The sequence below is a fragment of the Candidatus Wallbacteria bacterium genome, assembly GCA_028687545.1.
Taxonomy (GTDB): Bacteria; Muiribacteriota; JAQTZZ01; order JAQTZZ01; family JAQTZZ01; genus JAQTZZ01.
In genome coordinates this window covers 104,204-124,003 of record JAQTZZ010000008.1, presented here as the reverse complement: position 1 = coordinate 124,003, position 19,800 = coordinate 104,204, and the positions used below count along the sequence as shown (strand labels likewise).

The window sequence follows — 19,800 nt, the reverse complement described above, 5'->3', positions numbered from 1 at the left end:
CTGCGAATGGATTTATTTTTTACCAGACTCTTGACAGGACTGGGAATTCTGCTCAGAAGAACCCCGCTCTGGCTGCATCATTTTATCGCCCGGGTAGTTGCGGGGTTCGTGATTATTGCCAACCTCAAGAGATTCATGCTCGCGCAGCGGAATCTGAAACTGATTTTTTCTGCGAACTCCAGGCTGGCAAATTTCAGAACAGCCTGGAAGAGTTACCTCAACCTTTCATTTGTCCTGCTGGAATTTTTACAGATCCCTGCGCTGGACAAGGGAACCATCAAAAAGAGATTCGCATTCAAGGGACTGGAAAACTTTCGGAACGCGCTTTCTGGCGGCAGAGGAGTTCTGCTTCTGACCGCACACTTCGGGAACTGGGAAATCCTGGGGCAGGCTTTGGTGCTGCTCGGTTTTCCGCTGAGCTCGATCGTCAAGACCCAGAAGCACGGCAGGCTGGACAACCGGATAAATCAATTCAGGGCTTGTCACGGCATGGAAGTGATCACCAAGGGCTTCGGTCTCAGGGAAGCGGTACTTGCGCTGAAGCGGAACCGTATCCTTGGGATACTGCTGGATCAGGACGCCAAAGACCAGGGGTTGATGGTACCTTTTCTGGGATTGCCGGCTTCGACTCCTGCCTCGATTTCAGCTCTTCATCAGAGATACGGATCTCCTATCATCCCCACCTTTATAATCCGCGAAGGCTATTTCAAGTTCAGGGTGATGATAGGAGAGCCTTTGAGAACCGAAGGCATGGATCAGGAAACGATATTGCGGACATGTAATGACGAGATTTCCGGAATCGTCAGGGAGTATCCTGAGCAATGGCTGTGGCTGCACAACAGATGGCGAACAAAGCTCTGATCCTGAGCGACGGGAAACCGGGACATTTCTACCAGAGCATCGGTCTGGCGGACGACCTTGTCAGTTGCGGTTATCTCAGCGGATACGAGGTGAGGAAGATCGACATGATTCCTGACAGGATCCGCTGGCATCAGATCAGAAACTTTTTCTGGGAACCTGACAAAGCTCTGGCTGCTTTCTTTAAGGACCCGGATACGATTCTCTCTGAAGCCCAGAACTTCTCACTTCTGATTGAAACAGGCAGCACCACAGCGACTCTGGCTGTGATCCTGCACAGGCTGCTGCCTAAACTCAAGCTGATTCACATACTTAAACCGCTGTTTTTCAATTCATTCGACCTGATCCTGCTGCCCAAGCACGACACCCTGTTTTTCGAGCGGCTGAATCTGTTGAGATTTCTGGTTGGATTCAATGTCGTTTCGCCGGTCAAGGCTGAGAAGCACGGACTGGAACTGGAAAAAATGTTCATGCTGAGAAAATTTCCCCGCGAACAAGCGGTTTCGCTTCTGGTGGGAGGGGACAGCAGGGATTATGAGCTGAACTGGCCGGACCTGCAGCCGATATTGCAGGAACTGGCTGCGCTGAAGCTGCATCTCCTGCTTACCACTTCCAGGCGGACTCCGCTGGAAGTATCCAGGGAGCTCAAGAAATTCACCTCTGATTATCCGCTGACTGAACTTTCGGTATTTGTAGACGAGAATTATTACAACCCTCTGCCAGGGCTGTTCTCTTTAGCTGATTCCGTGCTGGTCACTGAGGATTCCTTCTCAATGATTTCTGAAGCAGTGAGCAGCGGCAGGAAAACAGGAGTCCTGCTATCCAGGGAAGTGCAGAACAAAAAGATCCGCAAGAGCATCTCGGAAATGGTGTTTGAGGGCCTGGTGTTCCCGCTCTGGGGTGGGACCGATCTGCAGGCTTTCCTGTCCTGGAGCCCGCTGCGCACGGTTTCCGAAGAAAAAGACCAGCTGATCAGCGAGATTGTGAAGAGGCTGACGCAGGAGAATTAGCAGCATGATTGAAACCTGAAACATCTAAGAAGCTAAACTCATTTTAACCACTAAGATGCGAGGCGCGCGAAATCGAAGGACTAAGACGTACTTAAGGTACGGCGCAGGACTGAGATTGAGCGCAACGAAGTGAAAGAGATTTTTCAAGAGTTGGTGGGCGCTACAGGACTTGAACCTGTGACCTCTTGCCTGTCAAGCAAGCGTTCTCCCACTGAACTAAGCGCCCATGTTCCATATCTTAACCGACATCATTTTTCATGTCAATAGGTCTATTCGTCCCGCTATCCGCTATTTTTTTCAGCTTTTCCCAGATCCTGAGGAGAGCCAGGGAGTCGATCTTGCAGTAATCCAGAAGGTCGCGCCTGATCTGCGAAAGTTCCTCAGGTCCTGCCCTGCGCATCCGCTGATAGGCGTCTGCCGCAGCCATGCCGTCCGCGATTTTCAGGCCTGAGTAGCTCAGATCATCCACCAGTGCCGGCAGAATCGATTTCAGCGAGAGTCCGCCCATCATTTTCCAGTGATAATAGTCGCGGTTTTTGAAGGGATCCATCAGGTCCCGCATACTGGCGTTGATCCGTGCAACCCTTTTTTTGTGCTTTGGGAAATCAAAGCCCAGCCCTTTCAGCACCTGAATTTCGCTGGACTTGTTGTAGGAAAGCACGCAGGCTCCGTCCGGAAGCGCGGAAAGCAGTGATTCCAGCAGTCCGGCTCTGGGATCCTGATCCGGTTCAGCCAGATATTCATGATGGGAAGGCTCTGCTCCTTCCCTGACAATCCCGTGAAGTGAATACTGGAATGGAATCCGCTGATGGGGGCTGGTCCCGTCAAACAGCGGGATCGGGCCGCTCATGGTTTCGAAATCCAGAAAATACAGCGGATACCAGAGCGAGCGGATAAATTTTCGCAGGTTTTCCACCTGGATGTATTCGCCTCTGGAAGCATGCAGGCTGACCTGCATTTTCTGCCTGTCGCCGAGCAGTTCAACCGGAATCTGTGAAAGTTTCCGGATTCCGCTCCGATACAGTTCATATTTGTTGGCGCCCTTGTCCCTGAGGGTGAAAACCGAATCCTCCGGGACATCAGCCCAGCAATATCTGTAAAATTCGCATTCATCCAGTTCGCCGCAGTGCTCTCCGATCCCGATCTCAGGCATGCCCCCCTGCAATATGAGTCTTAATTCCCGTATCCTGTTGCTGATATAGCGGGTTTTCCGTCTGGCCTCTCCGGTCAGATTGACTAGAGTGAAAAGTTCACGGCAATCCAGATTTCCGTGCCTGACATACTCTTTGTTCATGTGCACGAGATATGCGGAATCGATCCTGATTCCGCAGCCGGACATGACATGGAGCTGGATCGCAAGATCATTGTAATAAGAACCTTTGATTTCGCCGGCTGACTTTACTTCATATAATTCGGTTTTGCCTCTTTGCCGCTTCAATATATCGGTGACCACAGTAATCCCGTCGGACTCGAAAGCACCGCCGAAAACAGTGGCTCCGCGATTGACAAGGGCAGTGGTGAGGCGGAGTCTTACGTCCATTGGTACATCGAGAGGAACTTCCACACCGCCTTTGAACATTTTTCTGGCGAAAGTTTTAGCCTCCAGTCCTTCCTGCAGCCTCTGCGCCCTGGAAGGAACAGTGTGCCAGTAATTATGGCAGTGCTTGTAAAGATAGAGATACTTGGGACAGGAAATGCCGTCCCTGATCAGGGTTTTAGTAAGTTCCAGTAGTTCCATGTTGTTCCCTGAGTATTGAATCCTGAATCGAGTAAACTATACTAACTTACAAACTTCATTCAGTGAAAGAGCGATTATCTGAAACATCGCCATCGCAAATTACATGTTTTGCAGTTTTTTCAGGGCGTCTTCTTCAGTGGGGATAGTTTCCAGCAGAGTGCAGATCTTGGTGATCGCCAGAAGTTTAGCGATTCTGGGGTTGACGCCGGCAAGCAGGAGACTTCCATTGATTTTCTTGACTTTCCAGTAAAGATCTATGATGGAATTGAGGGCTGAACTGTCAATCCAGTCTATTTCAGCCATACTCAGCATCACTTTTTTCAGTTCTTCAAAAGTCAGGCCTGAGATGATGGTGTTGAATTCAATTTCACTGTGAAAGTCGAATTCCCCTGCAATCTTCAGAATCGTGACACCTGAAATAGATTCTTTGCTGATTTTCATAAATACCTGCAATTCAAGTATAATCCAGGAGAGGAAAATATGCAATTGATTTGCAGATTGTCGCTTAATCGGCTATGATTGAAAGCTTTTTCGGCAGAGATCCGTCCTGATAATAAATATAGTCAAAATCCCTGAAAACGATTTTTTCCTTGATCAGTCTGGAGAATTTTCCGCCATCCAGCTTCAGCCCCTCGTTTTCTTCCTGCCTGCAGGTGAGATCCACCGGGATTTCAAATACATTTGAGAGGGTTTTCACCGAAATTCTGAGATCTACTTTCTGATTGGGCAGGGCATTGATTCTGCTATCCGGCATGATCTTGAGCTCATAGGCTTTAATTCCTGGAATCAGCGGCATGGCCAGTTTGCTGATATAGATGATTTTCCCGGAAAAATGCTGCTTGTTTATGTTTATTTCTGCGGTCTGATCCAGAGCCACTTTCTCGATGTCCCGCTCCAGAACCTGGCAGCGGATCAAAAGGTCTGCCGGATCAATCACCGATCCCACGCTTTCAGAAGACCAGACCTGGGCTCCGGGAACCAGATCTCCGTTCCATCCTGTTTCCGGGTGCAGAAATATGCCGGAACAGGGCGCTTTCAGCTGGCACTTTTGCAGCCTCTCCGCCATCTGGTCCCTGCGCCTGGACAGCCTGTCCAGTTGAACATTCTGGGAATTTTCCTCGACAGTCTTCTGTTTTTCCTTGAAGGATTGTTCTCTTTTCAATTGCTCCAGGTTCGACTCCTGTTCTTCAAGCTGGCATCTGGCTTTGAAAAGGCCGAATTTAGACGGAGTTGAGCGCAGCAGTTTCAGGTCGATCTGCTGGATTTCCTGATCGATTTCCAGACCGTCCAGAGTGATGAGGTCGTTCTTGTATTCAAGAACTGAAAAGAATCCCCTTTCTCTTAGAATGTTCTCAAGGCTGTTTTTGTCTTTGGTGTACCTGATCTGCAGGTCGAGCGAACTCACATCCAGCTCATTTTTCCTAATCTCCCTGGTATCGGCACCGGCCCTGGTGAGATCGAAACTCAGCTGCTGCACCTCGAGTCCGTATTGGCCGGCCTCCAGCATCCCCTTACTTTTGCAGAGTTCCACATCTTTGTCTGCTCTTGTTTTTTCTGTATCGAGCTGGAAATTCACTACCTCGACACTCATCCCGTCCAGCCGCTGCATCATGTCTGCCGCATTCAAGGTCACCACAATTTCATCTGTTTTAACCTCTTTGCCTTCCTCGACCATTGTATCTATCTTGGCCCAGATTTGTGGAGGCACCTGAATTTCAAGTTCCCTGCTGGCGATCAGATCCCCTTCCAGGTTCAGAAAAATCGGAAGCAGGGCTTTGCGTTCCAGCGTAATGGTCTCAGCTGCAAAAACTATCAACGGCGATAATAAAAAGAACAGGAACAGTCTCAGATGATGCCTCCGAATGTATTGATGATCTCGTATTTCAGCTTGTTATAGCTGATGATTGCGTTCAGGAGTTCCACCTGAGCGCTGGTGAGCTTCTGCTGTGCGTCCTGCAGATCCAGGGAAGAAATCAGACCTTTCTGAATGGCGATGCGGGCATATTCCTGGTTCTCGCTGGCACTCTCCAGCCTTTTCTTCGAAACTTCCAGCGAGCGTTTGAGAGTCTCATAGCGCCGTACGATTTCCCTCCTCTCAGATTCTGAATTCTGTTTTTTCTCCTGATTTGAAAGTTCTTCCCGTTCCACAGAAAGATCTGCATCCTTATATGAGACCGCGTTTTTCTGCTCACCAAGATAGAATGAATACGAGAGACTGCCGGAAAAAGTCCTGGAATTTCCGCTCTGGAAAGTCGAGGTCATGGATAAATCCCCGGGCAGGTCGTTTCGGGCGGATTTCAACTGAAGCTTTTTCTGATCAAGAGAGAGGTCGGAAAGCCTTACGTCAAAGGATGGATTCATGGGAATGTTTACCCAGTCATACGCTTCTGCGGTCAGCTCCTGGTTTATCTCCAGTGTGTCGGAAAGGGGATAGCCGATCAGGATTTTAAACTGGTCAATAGCATCGTCCAATGATTTTTTACTTTGATCGACGCTGTTCTCCTGGTCGAGGTAATTGACCTCAGCATTCAGGAGGGAGATTTTGTTGATGGATCCCAGCTCGAACTTGGCTTTGTAATATTCATAGTTGTTTTTCCATTGGTCCTGCGATTCCATCTGAACTGCCAGATTTTTTTTCTCCTGCACCAGACCGAATGCGGAGTTGATGACCTTGAGCTTGAAAGATTCTCTCGACTTGGTGAACGAAATCATTTCTTCCTCCCGCTGCAGGTCCAGGATCCGTTTCTTATAATCCGTCAGGCTGGACAGGATGTCGGAAGAAAGGGTCAGAGTGTTGCTTTTCGAGTTTATAGTGTTCAGCTGTTCGCTCTTTTCGTAGCTGAGGCTCAGGCCGTCTGTGAGCGTCTCTGCAATGGACAGGCTGCGGTTTAGGGAGTCGTCACCCGAAATTGTGAGTCGCGGTTTGTATGCATAGTAAGACAGATCAATCTGAAACTGGCTGACTCTGTGCCCGATCTCTTGCTGCCTGTATTCCGGGCTGTGGGAAAGTGCGTAATCCAGAATAGAGGAGATTTTTGCGGGAGTTTCGCAGTAAGCCGGAACGAGTGCCAGCATTGCCGGCAGGAACAGACTTATGAAATGGATTCTATCCATATTTCCTCCGTTACTCATATCTCAATGCTTCTATCGGTTCCACTCTGGAAGCCCTGTATGCAGGATAGATGCCGAAAAAAACCCCGACACACACTGAAACCAGTACTCCACTGAAGATCCCGCTGAAGCTGATAATCACTTTCCAGCCTGTATAGAGCATCACCAGTCTGCTTGTGATGATTCCCAGCACGATCCCGATCACTCCGCCGGTGGACGACAGGACCAGCGATTCGAACAGAAAATTCAGCACAATGTCCCGCCTGGTTGCCCCCACGGCTCTGTGAATTCCGATTTCCTTTGTCCGCTCCATCACATTGGCGAGCATGATGTTCATGATTCCGATGCCTCCGATCAGGAGGGAAAGGGACGCGATCAGAAGCATTACCAGATTGAAGATTTCCTGCGTTTTCTGGGACTTTTTTAATAGTTCCAGCGGTGCGGTCGTTTCCACGTCCAGAATCCCGCCATGTCTTCTTTTGAGGGTCTTGGAGACAAGGTCTTTGCGTGCTGCCAGATTGTCGGAAGAGGTGAGCCTGATCACAGCTCCGCTCAAACGGTGATAAGGCGGGCTTTCTCCGTAAAACGGGAACATGTGGTTCACCAGTTCGAGCGGGAAATAAACTTCATTTTCCGAACCCATCAGTTCAGTGCTCTCATCCTTGACTTTCTTCTGGGCTGGGTTTTCTGCAGTGACTCCGGTGATCTGGAAGATCTCGTCCTCAATCCAGACATATTCACCTTTGCAGGGCAGGTTCCCATAATATTTCCTTTTCAATTTTTCGGGTAAAATGACTCCCCTGGTGAATTCACTGAATTCCGAGAAGTCCGACCCTTCACAGAAATTCTTGCTGATCAGCTTGAAGAAATTCTGATCCACTGCTTTGAGCTTGAACTCGTCTGTAACCTTCCTGCCATTCAGGGTGAGGCTTTTTTCCACTTCAAGGTAGCCGGAATAGGACTCGATGAACGGGTATGATGCTGTCAGAAAATCCAGATCCTCATGGCACAATCCGAATGAACTGACGCTCTTCGCTTTCAGGAGGTCCTGTTCCGGAATTTCTTTTTTGGCCTTGACCATGATGTTTTTCAGCCCGAGGGTGGAGATTTGATTCAGGATCTCTTCCTTGGCTCCCGAACCGATGGCCAGCATCGTGATGAAAGCCACCAGACCGAAAATTATGCCGAGCATCGTGAGCAGCGCTCGCAGTCTGTAGGAAAGAAGATTTCTGAAAGCTTCGTAAAGTCTTTCTCTCATTCGGTTTCGCTCTCCGGGAGCTGGATTGCTTCACCAGCTCCTATTCCTTTGCCGATCAGGAACTCTTCCTCATTCCTGTCTGCGATCTCAACTCTTTTTTTATTTTTCCGGGAGGTCAGAACATAGTAACCTTTCTCATCCTTGAAAACCGCCTCGCTGGGAATCGCTACAGCATCAGGAATTTCTACGGCAATTATCTGGAAATCCACCTGTGCTTCAGGCTGAAATTTCGGAGATGTCTGGTCCACTGAAATCTGGATCTGAAACGAATTGGTATTTGAATTACCTAAAGGGCTTCCTTTCTGGATATAAGGGTCGATCTTCAATACTTTGCCGCTGAATTTCTCATCCGGGTTTTTCGAGAAATAGAACAGCACCGGCTGCCCGATTTTTACCAGGTTCAGGTAGCGTTCCTCCAGGTAACCTTTCAAGGCCAGATTATTCACGTCAGTGATTGCCATGAATGATTCATAGGGCCAGAGTTCGTCGCCTTCCTTGATCTTGGCGGAACCATTGTTGGTCCAGCGTTTGAGGCGCAAGGCATAGCCGGAAATCGGGGCTTTGAAAGTCATTTTGTCGATGGTCCGGACCTGGGAATCATAGTTGAATTTGGCGTTCTCGAATTCGAGCATAGTGCGCTTTTTTTTAAGAGCAAACGATTCCAGGCTGTTTTTCTGATTCTTCAGGGCTTTTTCATACTCGCAGCTGGCTTTTTGATAGGCGAGTTCCTTTTGAAGCCGTTCCAGTTTAGGAGAGCCTTCAAGCTCCTTATCTTCTTCAATTTTCAGGAGAATCAATTCCGTTTCGTTTTGCTGCAGAGCGTCCTCGGAATCCTGAAGTTCGTTCCTGGAGATGAAACCCTTATCAAAGAGTTCCCGGTTGCTTTTCTCTTTTTCCATGAGCAGCTGATTCAAAGCAGAGAGTTTTTCCTTTTTCAGGGCCAGTTTTTTCAGACTGGTCGGGTTGGCTGAGCATGCCAGCTCGTATTCAGTCTCCGCAATTTCAAGCTTTTTTTTCAGGTTGTCCAGGGAAATATCCACCGACTGCCGTAGTTTATCCTCTTCGTCTGCAAGCAGCTCTACTTCTGAACTTTTCTGGGAAAGGGCATCTTCCCTGTCTTTCAACCTTTTATCCAGATCCTCATTGGAAAACACAGCCATCACTTCATCTGTTTTCACTTCACTGCCATCCTGGGCGAGTGTATCTGCCTTTCCCCTTGAAACATTGGACAGGAAGACGCTTTTCAGCGAATAAAACTCTGCCATGCCCTCCAGCTTTTTCACGAACTTCTTTTTAGCAACCGTTATTTTTTTGAACTTGGTAATCGTTCCTGAGCGGTCGGATCGGGCAATCGCGCTTCCGCTGATGTTCCCGTAAACCGTCATTCCAGGCAGCAGGTCAATTCCGGAAGCTTCGAAAACAGCATGACCCTTGATTTTCCGGACTCCTTTCCTGTCGTTCCTGTCATAGGATGCCACAGGGCTCAGATAGCTGATTTCAGCGGTCAGCAATTTATCCGGATAAGGCAGCAGATGAAATTCAACCTGACTCCCGACTTTGAACTCCCTGCTGTAAAATTGCGGAATCTGGAATTCCACCCTGTACTTTGAGGCGCCCTGCACTTTGGCATAGATTAGTCCTTCCCAGAGCGTAGTGCCTTTCATGACTTTCCGTGATTCACCACCGATCCAGGTTTTTTCCAGCACCAGGAATCCGGATGAAGGCGAAGTGATGCTGGATTCCTGCAAAAGCTTCTCAAGGCGCAGAAGACTTTTCTGCTTCAGGGAAAGTGTGATCTCATAATTTATCCTGTCGATCTCCTGATTTTTGTCAAAGGACTGCAGCTCTACTTTACACTGCTCGAGCTGCTGTTTTTGAGCGGAGAGCTCAGCGGCTTTCGATTTATTGGTAAGTTCCGGCTGATCATTTTTAAGCGCGAAATCCTGCCTTAATTTTTCAAGCTCGATCTTAGCCACCTGCACTTCTTTACTTTTCTGGGATACTTCCTCGCTGGAAATATAGCCTTTTTCCGCAAAACCCAGCGTATCTTTCAGTTGAATAGACAGATCTGCAAACTTTTTTTCAGACTGAGCTATTTCCCTGCGCATGGGGATCAGGGTTTTCTCTTCAGGTTTCAGGTTTTTCAGTTCCTCTTCCACGACAGCGACTTCATAGGATGCGAATTTGATTTCATTTAACAGCTGAATCCGCTCGATTTCCTTATCCAGAAGCTCTATCTGACGATTCAGATTCAAGGTCTCGATTTCTGTAGTGACTCCGTCCAGCTCATTTTTGATTTCTTCCGTGGAAAACCGGGCGATAATCTCACCGGTCTTGATAAAACTGCCTTCGTCCCTGATGTCTACAAGGATCGATTCGCTGGGACTGCAGAGGCTGTGCGAGACGAGCGGTTTCAGTTCTCCGGCGAAGATCAGGGATTTTTCCTGTTTTATTTCCGCACTTTTGAACACACTCCGCCCGCAGCCAAATACAAGCAGCAGGAACACAAAAAAAAGCAGGAGAGATTTATTGCTTTGCATTAGATATTACCTATCGGGCAGCGCCAGGGAAAAGTATAATGATTTTTAAAGGTCAGGCTGCAAACCGACCGATAAGAAAGATAGATGAAACTGAAATCATTGCTGTTATTTCTATTCGTTTCACTGGCATTCACCGGCTGCATCTTCAAGAGGAGCGGGGATATCATTTTTCCTGCTGCTGATACGCCATGGCATTTCAGCATTGAAGCCACTATTTTCAACATCACTGCCGTTGTTCCACAAGGCAGGACCGCATTCAACGATGTTGATGCCGCTTCGGAAAATCCATATTACCTGGCTTTGCCTTTCAACCCTTCCGCATATTCCGGACCCTCAGGCGCTTATCCCGCGGATGTAAAGAATCTCTGGGTGCAGATCGTGAACACTGTTAATCAGAGGAGCTGTTACGCCCAGTGGGAAGATGTCGGGCCATGGTTTGTCGACGACTGCAACTATGTATTTTCAACTGACGGCAAGATCAGGCCGGCCACTGAAAGCCTGTTCGGTAAAACTGCAGGAATCTTCCTGCACAGTCAGAATCAGACTGTCAGGACTGTCCTGAACAAGGCGGGCATCGATCTTTCTCCAGCCACAGCCGAATATCTCGGGATCAGCGGCAAAGGGCTGGTCCACTGGCGGCTGGTCGATCAGGATAGCGTACCGTTCGGACCATGGAGCCAGAAGATCAGCACCACAGCCCCTCATTACAAGAGCAAAGTTCAGTTCAGTGTCTGCAACTAGTGGTCCGCCACACTTAAATTTGTGATTTCAGCCGGAGTGCCGGGGATTCGGATGCAAGGCGCGGTGAGGAAGAAAATGTGGTGCATTTTCGACGAACCGCAACGCAGCAGACGGATCGCCGCCACCCGGCAATCAACGAGGGATGAAACATGATATCGGTCAGCTTCTTTGTCGCGGCTGTCGCGGCAACCAGCCCAGGTTGCCTTGTCGCCGCTTCGCGAATCTGTCTCGATCTCATGTTTCTGAAAGCACAAATTTAAGTGTGGCGGACCACTAGCAGCCTCTTATCTAAAGATTGGAGAACGTGGGGCACTTTCGGCAAAATTCTTGCATTGAACATGCCTGATAGGATAAAGTCATACTGAAATCTGAACTTAGCTTAAGGTGCTCCAATGACTAAATGGACTTTCATTTTTGACGCTGATGACACACTCTGGGAAAATCAGGAGCTGTTCGATCATTTTGAGGAAAAGTGGGCTATACTGGTAAAGGAATTCGGCCTGGAGATCGAAAAAGCCAGGCCCAGGCTTCATCAGCTTGATGCAGAATGTTATCAGCTGGGAAAATTCGGGAATGTTTTTTTTCTCTCCAGCATGGAAAAGGTTTTCACGGAATTTCTTACTTCACCTGAACAGGCGATCCGGAAAGTCCGCGAACTGCATGACGGCATCTTTCTCTCGCCTCCCAAAGTATTCTCTGAAATTCCAGGGGTGCTCGAAACTTTGAAAAAGAAGGCGAATCTCTATCTTCTTACCAAAGGCGAACTGTCCACGCAACGCAGAAAGATCGAGCAGAGCGGACTGGAGCACCATTTCAATGGGTTCATCGTTACCAGCCGGAAGGATGTGGACACCTACAGAAAGCTGGCCCGCCAGTATGCCCTGGATCCAGCCAGCACTGTGATGGTCGGAAACAGTCCGAAGTCCGATATCAACCCCGCACTCAACGCAGGCTGGTGGGCCATCTTTTATCAGCGCCGGCTGCTCTGGCATCTGGAAGCAGAGGAACTGGTTGAAACACCCAGAATGTTTATCATCGATAATCTGGCGGAAATAATTTCCATCGCCGAAAAAATGCAGGGAAAGCCATAACTTCCAGTCAGGAAACCAGTTGACCGGGACAGCAGTCGAATTCCGGAACACTCTGAATGCCACTGCAGTGGAAGGTTAGCGGTATTGAAATTACCTTGACAACTGTCCTGCATCTCACTACAATACAACTCTACAAAATGTGAAGACGATCTTCGCATTTAGATGGGATAGAGAGGGGTGAGTTGGGAATGGCAGAAGTCAGGGTCGAAAAAGACGAACCTTTGGAGAAGGCTTTGAAGCGCTTCCGCAAGAAGTGCGAGCTTTCCGGGATCCTGTCTGAAATCAAGAAGAGGGCGCATTATGAAAAGCCTTCTGAGAAGAAGAAGAGAAAGATCCAGGAAGCCCGTCGCAAGATGCGGAAAAAGATGATGAAAGAAAGAAAGTATTCCTGAGCGGTAAATCCGATGAAGAAAATATTGGTTGCACTTTTGACTGCAGGCGGCGTTTTCTGTGTGACATTCGGGATTTACAAAATGTACATGAATTATCTTTATAAGGAGATAATCTAGATTTGAATCAGTTCTGACTAAAAAAAAGGGAGGGATCCGACCCCTCTCTTTTTTTATCGAGTCATCTGCATGAGGCTCTATGGGATTAGTTCCGAGGCACGTTATTGACGAAATTGTCAGCCGGGTCGATCTGCTCGAACTGGCTGAAAAATACCTGAGTCTTGAAAAAAGCGGATCTAATTTCAAGGGGCTTTGCCCGTTCCATTCTGAAAAGACTCCCTCATTCATGATCAGCCCGGAGAAGCAGATCTATCACTGCTTCGGGTGCGGCGCAGGCGGGAATGTGCTTAAATTCCTGATGCAGATCGAAAACCTGAGTTTTTACGAAGCGATCAAGAGACTGGCCCAGGTCACGGGCATCAGCCTCAAATTCGATGAGAAACTGATGGACGAGGAAACCCGCAATGCCGAGAAAAAGGAGCGGATGAAAAAGCTCCTGGCCAGGGTAACCCAGATTTACCGCTCTCAGCTCAGCCAGCATCATGACGGCATGAATTATTTTCTAGCCAGGGGACTCACCCCAGAGACTCTCGACAGATTCAGCCTGGGATATGCTCCACCCAGCGGAGCGGTTGCGAGAAGCAGCGAGTTCACACCTGAACAGAGGGATCTGCTGGCTGAAGCCGGAGTTCTGCAAGGAGAGGCTGCCGACTGTTATGAAAAATTTTCCGGCAGGGTGATTTTTCCTCTGCAGAACAAGCAGGGAGAGGTGATCGGTTTCGGAGGCAGGATCATTGTGGAGAAGAATGCCGCTAAATATCTCAACTCTCCTGATTCTCTGCTTTTCAAGAAGGGTGAGAATTTTTATGGCATGCTGCAGTGCGCGCAAGGCATCCGGCAGAAGAACGCTGCCCTCCTGGTCGAGGGATATCTGGACCTGATTACACTGGTTCAGGCAGGTGTCGACAATGTCCTCGCCACGCTGGGGACAGCTCTTACTCCTCATCAGGCCAGAACTCTGAAGCGGATGTGCCGTGACATCTTTATTCTCTATGACAATGACGAGGCAGGCATCAAAGCTTCGCTGCGCTGCGGGGAAATTTTCGCCAAAGAGGGGGTGCTGGTATCGATCGTCAGAATCCCCGGGGCTAAAGACCCAGATGAGTTCATCAGGAAGTTCGGGCCTGAGAAGCTGGAGGAAGTTCTCAGAAAGAAGGTTTCCTATTTTGAGGTGAAGCTTGAGTTCCTGAATCGTGGAATCGACCTGGAAAATATCATTGACCGCAAGCGGCTTTATACTAATCTGAAGCAAGTGTTGACAGAAGTCCTGGAGTTTTCGGAATTGCTGTACGAAGACCTGCTCACGCTCTGGTCTTCAGAATACCGGGTCAGGAAAGAGCTGCTGAGGATTGAAAGCATCTCAATCCAGTCTGAAAAAAAACTGAAAAAAATCCTTGACGAACCGAAACCTATGGATAAAATTGAGAGAGAAGTTCTGCGCATGGCCTTGAATTTTGAAGAATACAGGGAAAAGCTTAAGTCCCTGGGGTCGCAGAGCGAGGATTTTTTCAAGGACGAGAGTCTCAAGGAGATTACCAGACAGATTATCAGTTCAGACAATCGAGCCGGCTGGATGAGGGAGCTTTCAGAAAAAGCGGTCCAGACCTTTACGGAGCTCACTTTTTCTCCTCCGACCGGGCTGGAATCCAGCGATTACTGGATGGGGCATATCTCAAAGCTTGAGCAGCGCTTGAAAAATGAGCAGCTGAAAAATATTAGACAAAAAATCAGCCAGGCCGAAGAGGCTGGTGACTATGAGGCGGTGCAGAAATGGCAGGAGCTTTATCTGAAGCTTTCGAAAAACCTACAACCCAATGGATGAAAAACATGAAAAAGACCAGCAAAGAAAAGACCAAGGCTAAGACTCAGACTGTGGTTGCAGCAGAGGACCCAGGGACACTGGCCATCAAAGTCGTGGAGCAGATTTCCTCTGAGAACGGGAAGAAAAAAGTCTATACTTATAAGGAAATCAACGAAATCATCCCTGAGGGACTGGATCCGGAAATACTGGATGAAGTAGTGACCAGATTGATGGACCGCGGTGTAGAGATTGTAGACACTGAAGATCAGAAATTCGAAGAAGAGATTGAACATATCATTCTGACAGACGACAAGTTCCGCCAGAAGTTCCTGCCTGACGAGAAAGTGCTCGACGCTGTCAAGCTTTATCTGCGCAACATCGGCCGTGTCAAGCTCCTCACAGGTCTGGAAGAGGTGGAACTGGCCAAGAAGATCGAGAAAGGCGACAAGAATTCAGAGCGGAAGCTGATCGAAGCCAATCTCAGGCTTGTGGTATCAGTTGCCAAGAAATACACCAGGCGAGGCCTGTTTTTCCTGGACCTGATCCAGGAGGGCAATCAGGGCCTGATCAAGGCAGTCAAAAAATTCAAATACAGGAAGGGTTTCAAGTTTTCCACCTATGCCATCTGGTGGATCAGGCAGGCCATCACCAGAGCCATTGCAGACCAGGCGAGGACTGTTCGTATCCCTGTACACATGGTGGAAATAATCAACAAGCTGAGCAAGATCTCCAGACAGCTCCTGCAGGAACTGGGCAGAGAGCCGCTGGTGGAGGAAATCTCAGGCAAAGCCAAGATGACTGTTGAGAAAGTCAAAGAAATACTCAAGATTTCCCAGGAACCGATTTCCCTGGAAACTCCTGTGGGCGAAGAGGAAGACACTCATCTGGGCGATTTCGTGGAAGATAAACGTGCCAAATCCCCTGCAGAAAGCGCTTTTCATACCATGCTGCGCGAGCAGATCAATGATGTGCTCTCCACTCTGACTACCCGTGAAGGCAAAGTGCTCAAATACAGATTCGGGCTCTGCGACGGCTGCCCGCGCACACTGGAAGAAGTGGGACAGATCTTCGGCGTGACCCGCGAACGCATCAGGCAGATCGAAGCCAAGGCTCTGCGCAAGCTTAGGCATCCCAGCAGGAGCAAGAAGCTGCGCGAATTTTACGTGGATTGAGAAGGAATTCATGTTAGCCTATAAAGGAACTTTAACCAACCGGATCGCCAAAACCGGCTTCCAGTATCCTGACGAATACCGCGCCGAGCGCGACGTGGAGCTGAACAAGAAGGGCATCCACACCTGCTCGGATCCTTATGTGGTTTTCCTATACGGCCACTGGGAAGAACTGTGGCTCGTGGACATCGATGTAGTGGAGACCAAGCATCACGTGCTGCTCGGGAATTACGTAAAATTCTTGAAGAGGCTGGATTTCAAGGACGGGCTGGCGCTCACCAAGGACAGGCCGCTCTTCGCCTATTACTGGGCTGTGAATTTCCTGGAGAAGCTGACCGAGGATGAACTCAAGCTGATCATGCAGAACATCTTGGAAAACGAGGAATGCGTGATTTCCTGGGCAGAGAATATCGCGCTTTTCATTCCTGAGCTTTCCAATCAGATCATCACTCCGCGTTATGCCTATCTCTGGAAGATCGAGGGTTTCCCCATGAACAGCAGGCTGGAGACACTGGCCCAGGAATACGCCCGCCTCTCCAAGGGGATGTGGAATGCCAAATCCCATCTCAGCGTCTCCCAGACCCCTGCTTCACTGAGTCCGGGACAGATCCAGATGCCGTTTACCGGAAAAAAATAACTTTTAAATTACCCCTCAAATTTAATTTCTTGCAAGATAGGAATTGATTCCTAAATTGTATACATTCCAGTACTAAGTAATAAATTGATTGTCATCCTACAGGTTAAAATGTATAATCATTGTAGATACAGGAGGGGATATGGTGCTTAAAATTCAGAAATGGGGGAACAGCCTGGCTCTGCGGTTGCCCAAGGCATTGCTGCAACTATTGGGCGTGGGCTGCGAGACTGCTGTTGACGTACAGGTTGAGGATGGAAGGATCATGATTCTTCCCCTGAAGAAAAAAATGGATCTCAACGAAATGTTGAGCAAAATCGACAAGCACAATCTGCATGCCGAAGAATGGGAAGTAAAATCCCGCGGCAGGGAAGCTATCTGATGGGTATAAAATACGTACCTGAGCGTGGCGACATTGTCTGGCTCAGTTTCGATCCCCAGGCCGGGCATGAGTATTCAGGCCGCAGACCTGCCCTGGTGCTGTCACCATTTTTATATAATGAAAAAACCGGACTGGCGATATTCTGCCCGATAACCTCCAGAATCAAAAGCTATCCTTTCGAAGTCCTGATTCCGGGGGATCTTTCTGAAATTGAGGGGGCAATTCTCTCAGATCAGGTCCACAGTCTGGACTGGCGAGTACGCAAGGCTCTATTCATCTGCAGGCTTCCGGAAGAGATCACGGCAGAAGTCCTGGAAAAGCTCGGGCTGCTGCTGGAGCTGGGATCTTTCTCTTGACATGAGGAAGTTATGATGCTTTACGACAAGGCGGTTTTGTCTCAGCCAGTCTGGCGCGAGTAACTTTTGCCTTGCTTTTTTTCTGCAGCATTCTCAGCTCATCGGTTCCTTTTTTCCAGAACAGCAATTGCTCATCAATGCTCATATCCTTGATCTTTTTCCAGACCATTTCAGCTCCCCGCCTCTTTAACTGTACGCAATCAAAATCCTTTTTCATCCACATACCTCCTGCGGAGAATGAATAAAAATAGCCTGGTATCCTTTGAGAACATTGACGGCATTGTATTTCGGAATCTTCTGGTAATGAACAATGTGCTTGAGATTCCAGCTGATAATCCCGTTACATCCCGAAGAAGTGCAGATTGCCACATGGAGAGCATCGTCAAAGTGTCTTCTGGAAAGGATTCCTGCTTTGAAATAGGCCTGCTGCAGTTCATAAGCCTCACGGGTGACATCAACAAGTTCACAAGCTCCAAGCATGTTATCGAAAAAAGCAATCACTTCTTTCGGAGCTGCTTGGATTTCCTGTCGCACCAGTTCGGAGGTTGTCAGAATAAACGTATTTTTTGCAGCCTGGTCAAAAAAGGCTCTGCTGATCTTTTGAAATTCAACGTCAAATACTCCTCCGAACACGGAAGTATCAATATAAAGTCGTTTTAATTTTGACATCTTATCATTTTACAAAAAATTTCAGCTCTTCTCAAGGTTCCTAATTTGTTTTGCCATTATTTTATACTGAGAGGACTTGGGATTCCTGATTGCTCTCACAGTTAGTTCAATTGATGCAGGAGACAGCATCAGCAGCCCATTCCACTCGAAAATTGACTGGGAAATACGCTTCAAGATGTAGAATACGATAAAGACAGCGTAATTGTACTTGTGCAATTTCTCGAATTTATCGTCGCTGGGAGTTAACAATATGAAAAAGGCAGTTCGGTTTGGACAGATTCTCAGCCAGATAGCGAAAAGATATGCGAAGAAAGCGGAAATAATGGGAAGATAGAAGTAGTGATGATAAATGGTTTGAATTATCTTTTCATGCATTGCGCCTCCTGGGTTGAAGGTTGTTAAATAATATCTTATGAAACCTGCCGATATTGTTAACAGTTTATTGAAATCAGGATAATTCTGTCAATTTGAGGTTTTCTGATGAATTTTGACGGTTTCGAGCCAGTATTTTTTCTCCACTCAACTGATTATTGGATTACAACCGCCCGGGTAAATCATGAGTTAGCTGCTAAAAATCGACCTGCAGTGTCCTTCAGATGTCCTACAATTGAGCTACAGGGCTTTTTTGCCGAAAATCGTGGAAAAATCGGAGAGCATTACCATAGTGCACTTCAATTCCAGGATTTTTCCAGCAGTTCGCGGCAGCCGACAAAATGGACGGTCATCCCATCTAGAGTGCGGACATATGGCTTGACTGTCCCGGGAGATACGACGAAATTGTCTCCATCCGGGTAGAAACCCCGGAAAACTCTCAGGGACTCAGTCTCAAGACGATCAGGGTTGATCTTGCACTCAAAGGCTTCGACCTTTCGGCCGCGGCTGAGCACAAAGTCCACTTCCCGGCCTGATTTGTCGCGCCAGTATCCGAGTCCATGCTCACCAGCCGAAGTACGCAATGCATCAAGAACCAGGTGCTCCCAGAGCAGACCGCGGTCTGTGTCGCGGATTTCTGAAGATCCGCGGACAAAGGAAACGAACCCGGTATCAAAGGCATACACTTTTGGCCTTTTGAGCTGCTCGCGACGCCCTCCACCATGAAAGGGAGGAAGCGCGAACAGCGCGCAGGCTACGGACATGGCTTCCAGATGAGCTTTCACTGTCGGCCTGCTGAGGTCGCATTCCCGGGAAAGGGCTGAATAATCAACTGTGCCGCCGCTCTGCCGCAGCATGAGACGCAGAAGATTCAGAAATCCGGTTCTTTCCCTGATTCCGAAAAGTTCCTGAATATCCCGGGCATAAAAACCGTCCAGCCATTCGCTGAAAAAAGCATGATCGGGTTTTTCCGCCAGCAGCTGCTCCGGAAGGCCCCCGTTCAACAGGCGGCGGTCCAGATCCATGGTGGAGAAGCCGTCAGCGCACTCCGTCCAGAGCACGGGAGTCAGATTGACAACTGTTTTTCGTCCGGTCAGGCTGTCGCGGAACTTTCCTGTTGCCGCAAGAGTGGATGAGCCTGTTGCCAGAACGTGCAGTCTGGGAAAAACATCGGCTGCAATCTTCATGACCCTGGAAGGATCTTTCAAACGATGGATTTCATCAAGTATCAGAATTCCATCCTGGGGCAATGAACTCAGAAAATGCTCAGGGTCTTCCAGTCGCCGTTCGTCGGATGGCAGGTCGCAGTTCAGGCAGACGGCTCCGGCCAGCATTTTTGTCAGAGTTGTTTTGCCGACGCGGCGCACTCCTGAAAGCCAGACAAGCGGTCTCTTGCTCCAGGCCGCATGGATGAGGGAAAGCCAGTAAGGTCTTTTAATCATGCAAGTATATTTACCAAATAGACGGCTATTTGTCAAGTATGTTTGCAGATCAGCGCGCTACGTTATCTTACAATAAAAAACCCGCCATACGACGGGTTTTGCTTGAAGTTCTCATCCTT

General features: G+C 48.5%; 19 protein-coding genes and 1 tRNA gene. 10 read left to right on the top strand and 10 right to left on the bottom strand.

Annotation, left to right across the window (positions count from 1 at the left end):
* Positions 1–6 precede the first annotated feature (6 nt).
* The gene (locus PHW04_06000; protein ID MDD2715430.1) at positions 7–861 is read left to right on the top strand and encodes a lysophospholipid acyltransferase family protein; all 855 of its coding nucleotides are present in this window, start codon (positions 7–9) and stop codon (positions 859–861) included.
* Positions 822–1,868, top strand: a complete 1,047-nt coding sequence (locus PHW04_05995) for an ELM1/GtrOC1 family putative glycosyltransferase (protein ID MDD2715429.1) — start codon at positions 822–824, stop codon at positions 1,866–1,868. Before PHW04_06000 ends, PHW04_05995 begins: the two co-directional genes overlap by 40 nt.
* Positions 1,869–2,019: 151 nt before the next feature.
* On the opposite strand, the gene PHW04_05990 is transcribed toward PHW04_05995, so the two are convergent.
* From PHW04_05990 to PHW04_05960, 7 genes are all read right to left on the bottom strand, one after another.
* Positions 2,020–2,094, bottom strand: a tRNA-Val gene (locus PHW04_05990).
* Between the two features lie 12 nt (positions 2,095–2,106).
* A complete protein-coding gene (locus PHW04_05985; protein MDD2715428.1) occupies positions 2,107–3,606 on the bottom strand; it encodes a DUF2779 domain-containing protein in 1,500 nt (499 codons plus the stop codon).
* 99 nt (positions 3,607–3,705) lie between these two features.
* Complete coding sequence (locus PHW04_05980) at positions 3,706–4,047, bottom strand: STAS domain-containing protein (protein ID MDD2715427.1); 342 nt, start codon at positions 4,045–4,047, stop codon at positions 3,706–3,708.
* 64 nt (positions 4,048–4,111) lie between these two features.
* Entirely contained in the window at positions 4,112–5,422 is a 1,311-nt protein-coding gene (locus PHW04_05975; protein MDD2715426.1) for a hypothetical protein, read from the bottom strand.
* A 29-nt stretch (positions 5,423–5,451) separates the two neighbouring features.
* Entirely contained in the window at positions 5,452–6,720 is a 1,269-nt protein-coding gene (locus tag PHW04_05970; protein MDD2715425.1) for a TolC family protein, read from the bottom strand.
* Between the two features lie 10 nt (positions 6,721–6,730).
* Positions 6,731–7,975, bottom strand: coding sequence for an ABC transporter permease (locus tag PHW04_05965; protein MDD2715424.1), 1,245 nt, complete (start codon positions 7,973–7,975; stop codon positions 6,731–6,733).
* Entirely contained in the window at positions 7,972–10,515 is a 2,544-nt protein-coding gene (locus PHW04_05960; protein ID MDD2715423.1) for an efflux RND transporter periplasmic adaptor subunit, read from the bottom strand. The genes PHW04_05965 and PHW04_05960 overlap by 4 nt, the downstream gene beginning before the upstream one ends.
* An 84-nt stretch (positions 10,516–10,599) precedes the next feature.
* Between PHW04_05960 and PHW04_05955 the strand changes: the two genes are divergently transcribed.
* From PHW04_05955 to mazF, 8 genes are all read left to right on the top strand, one after another.
* A complete protein-coding gene (locus PHW04_05955; protein ID MDD2715422.1) occupies positions 10,600–11,256 on the top strand; it encodes a hypothetical protein in 657 nt (218 codons plus the stop codon).
* A gap of 392 nt (positions 11,257–11,648) precedes the next feature.
* Positions 11,649–12,347, top strand: a complete 699-nt coding sequence (locus tag PHW04_05950; protein ID MDD2715421.1) for an HAD family hydrolase — start codon at positions 11,649–11,651, stop codon at positions 12,345–12,347.
* 188 nt (positions 12,348–12,535) lie between these two features.
* Positions 12,536–12,739 carry a 30S ribosomal protein S21 gene (gene rpsU, locus PHW04_05945; protein MDD2715420.1) on the top strand — a complete coding sequence of 68 codons (204 nt, stop codon included), beginning with the start codon at positions 12,536–12,538 and terminating at the stop codon, positions 12,737–12,739.
* Between the two features lie 196 nt (positions 12,740–12,935).
* On the top strand, positions 12,936–14,678 hold the full coding sequence (gene dnaG / locus PHW04_05940) for a DNA primase (GenBank protein ID MDD2715419.1): 1,743 nt from the start codon (positions 12,936–12,938) through the stop codon (positions 14,676–14,678).
* 5 nt (positions 14,679–14,683) lie between these two features.
* The gene (rpoD, locus tag PHW04_05935; protein MDD2715418.1) at positions 14,684–15,829 is read left to right on the top strand and encodes an RNA polymerase sigma factor RpoD; all 1,146 of its coding nucleotides are present in this window, start codon (positions 14,684–14,686) and stop codon (positions 15,827–15,829) included.
* Positions 15,830–15,839: 10 nt separating this feature from the next.
* Complete coding sequence (locus PHW04_05930) at positions 15,840–16,463, top strand: hypothetical protein (GenBank protein ID MDD2715417.1); 624 nt, start codon at positions 15,840–15,842, stop codon at positions 16,461–16,463.
* Positions 16,464–16,602: 139 nt separating this feature from the next.
* Positions 16,603–16,842, top strand: a complete 240-nt coding sequence (locus PHW04_05925; protein ID MDD2715416.1) for an AbrB/MazE/SpoVT family DNA-binding domain-containing protein — start codon at positions 16,603–16,605, stop codon at positions 16,840–16,842.
* Positions 16,806–17,198: an endoribonuclease MazF gene (mazF, locus tag PHW04_05920; protein ID MDD2715415.1), complete on the top strand. Its 393-nt coding sequence runs from the start codon at positions 16,806–16,808 to the stop codon at positions 17,196–17,198. Before PHW04_05925 ends, mazF begins: the two co-directional genes overlap by 37 nt.
* A 10-nt stretch (positions 17,199–17,208) precedes the next feature.
* On the opposite strand, the gene PHW04_05915 is transcribed toward mazF, so the two are convergent.
* The 3 genes from PHW04_05915 to PHW04_05905 all read right to left on the bottom strand — a co-directional run bounded on the left by PHW04_05915 (position 17,209) and on the right by PHW04_05905 (position 19,681).
* Entirely contained in the window at positions 17,209–17,415 is a 207-nt protein-coding gene (locus PHW04_05915) for a hypothetical protein (GenBank protein ID MDD2715414.1), read from the bottom strand.
* Entirely contained in the window at positions 17,412–17,867 is a 456-nt protein-coding gene (locus tag PHW04_05910) for a type II toxin-antitoxin system VapC family toxin (GenBank protein MDD2715413.1), read from the bottom strand. The genes PHW04_05915 and PHW04_05910 overlap by 4 nt, the downstream gene beginning before the upstream one ends.
* Positions 17,868–18,538: 671 nt before the next feature.
* A complete protein-coding gene (locus PHW04_05905; GenBank protein ID MDD2715412.1) occupies positions 18,539–19,681 on the bottom strand; it encodes an ATP-binding protein in 1,143 nt (380 codons plus the stop codon).
* Positions 19,682–19,800: the final 119 nt, after the last annotated feature.

Excerpts from the sequence above, each read along its gene's own strand:
- PHW04_06000 (MDD2715430.1), top strand. The coding sequence starts at position 7 with ATGGATTTATTTTTTACCAGACTCTTGACAGGACTGGGAATTCTGCTC.
- PHW04_05995 (MDD2715429.1), top strand. The coding sequence starts at position 822 with ATGGCTGTGGCTGCACAACAGATGGCGAACAAAGCTCTGATCCTGAGC.
- PHW04_05985 (MDD2715428.1), bottom strand. The coding sequence starts at position 3,606 with ATGGAACTACTGGAACTTACTAAAACCCTGATCAGGGACGGCATTTCC.
- PHW04_05980 (MDD2715427.1), bottom strand. The coding sequence starts at position 4,047 with ATGAAAATCAGCAAAGAATCTATTTCAGGTGTCACGATTCTGAAGATT.
- PHW04_05970 (MDD2715425.1), bottom strand. The coding sequence starts at position 6,720 with ATGGATAGAATCCATTTCATAAGTCTGTTCCTGCCGGCAATGCTGGCA.
- PHW04_05965 (MDD2715424.1), bottom strand. The coding sequence starts at position 7,975 with ATGAGAGAAAGACTTTACGAAGCTTTCAGAAATCTTCTTTCCTACAGA.
- PHW04_05960 (MDD2715423.1), bottom strand. The coding sequence starts at position 10,515 with ATGCAAAGCAATAAATCTCTCCTGCTTTTTTTTGTGTTCCTGCTGCTT.
- PHW04_05955 (MDD2715422.1), top strand. The coding sequence starts at position 10,600 with ATGAAACTGAAATCATTGCTGTTATTTCTATTCGTTTCACTGGCATTC.
- PHW04_05950 (MDD2715421.1), top strand. The coding sequence starts at position 11,649 with ATGACTAAATGGACTTTCATTTTTGACGCTGATGACACACTCTGGGAA.
- rpsU (MDD2715420.1), top strand. The coding sequence starts at position 12,536 with ATGGCAGAAGTCAGGGTCGAAAAAGACGAACCTTTGGAGAAGGCTTTG.
- dnaG (MDD2715419.1), top strand. The coding sequence starts at position 12,936 with ATGGGATTAGTTCCGAGGCACGTTATTGACGAAATTGTCAGCCGGGTC.
- rpoD (MDD2715418.1), top strand. The coding sequence starts at position 14,684 with ATGAAAAAGACCAGCAAAGAAAAGACCAAGGCTAAGACTCAGACTGTG.
- PHW04_05930 (MDD2715417.1), top strand. The coding sequence starts at position 15,840 with ATGTTAGCCTATAAAGGAACTTTAACCAACCGGATCGCCAAAACCGGC.
- PHW04_05925 (MDD2715416.1), top strand. The coding sequence starts at position 16,603 with ATGGTGCTTAAAATTCAGAAATGGGGGAACAGCCTGGCTCTGCGGTTG.
- mazF (MDD2715415.1), top strand. The coding sequence starts at position 16,806 with ATGGGAAGTAAAATCCCGCGGCAGGGAAGCTATCTGATGGGTATAAAA.
- PHW04_05915 (MDD2715414.1), bottom strand. The coding sequence starts at position 17,415 with ATGAAAAAGGATTTTGATTGCGTACAGTTAAAGAGGCGGGGAGCTGAA.
- PHW04_05910 (MDD2715413.1), bottom strand. The coding sequence starts at position 17,867 with ATGTCAAAATTAAAACGACTTTATATTGATACTTCCGTGTTCGGAGGA.
- PHW04_05905 (MDD2715412.1), bottom strand. The coding sequence starts at position 19,681 with ATGATTAAAAGACCTTACTGGCTTTCCCTCATCCATGCGGCCTGGAGC.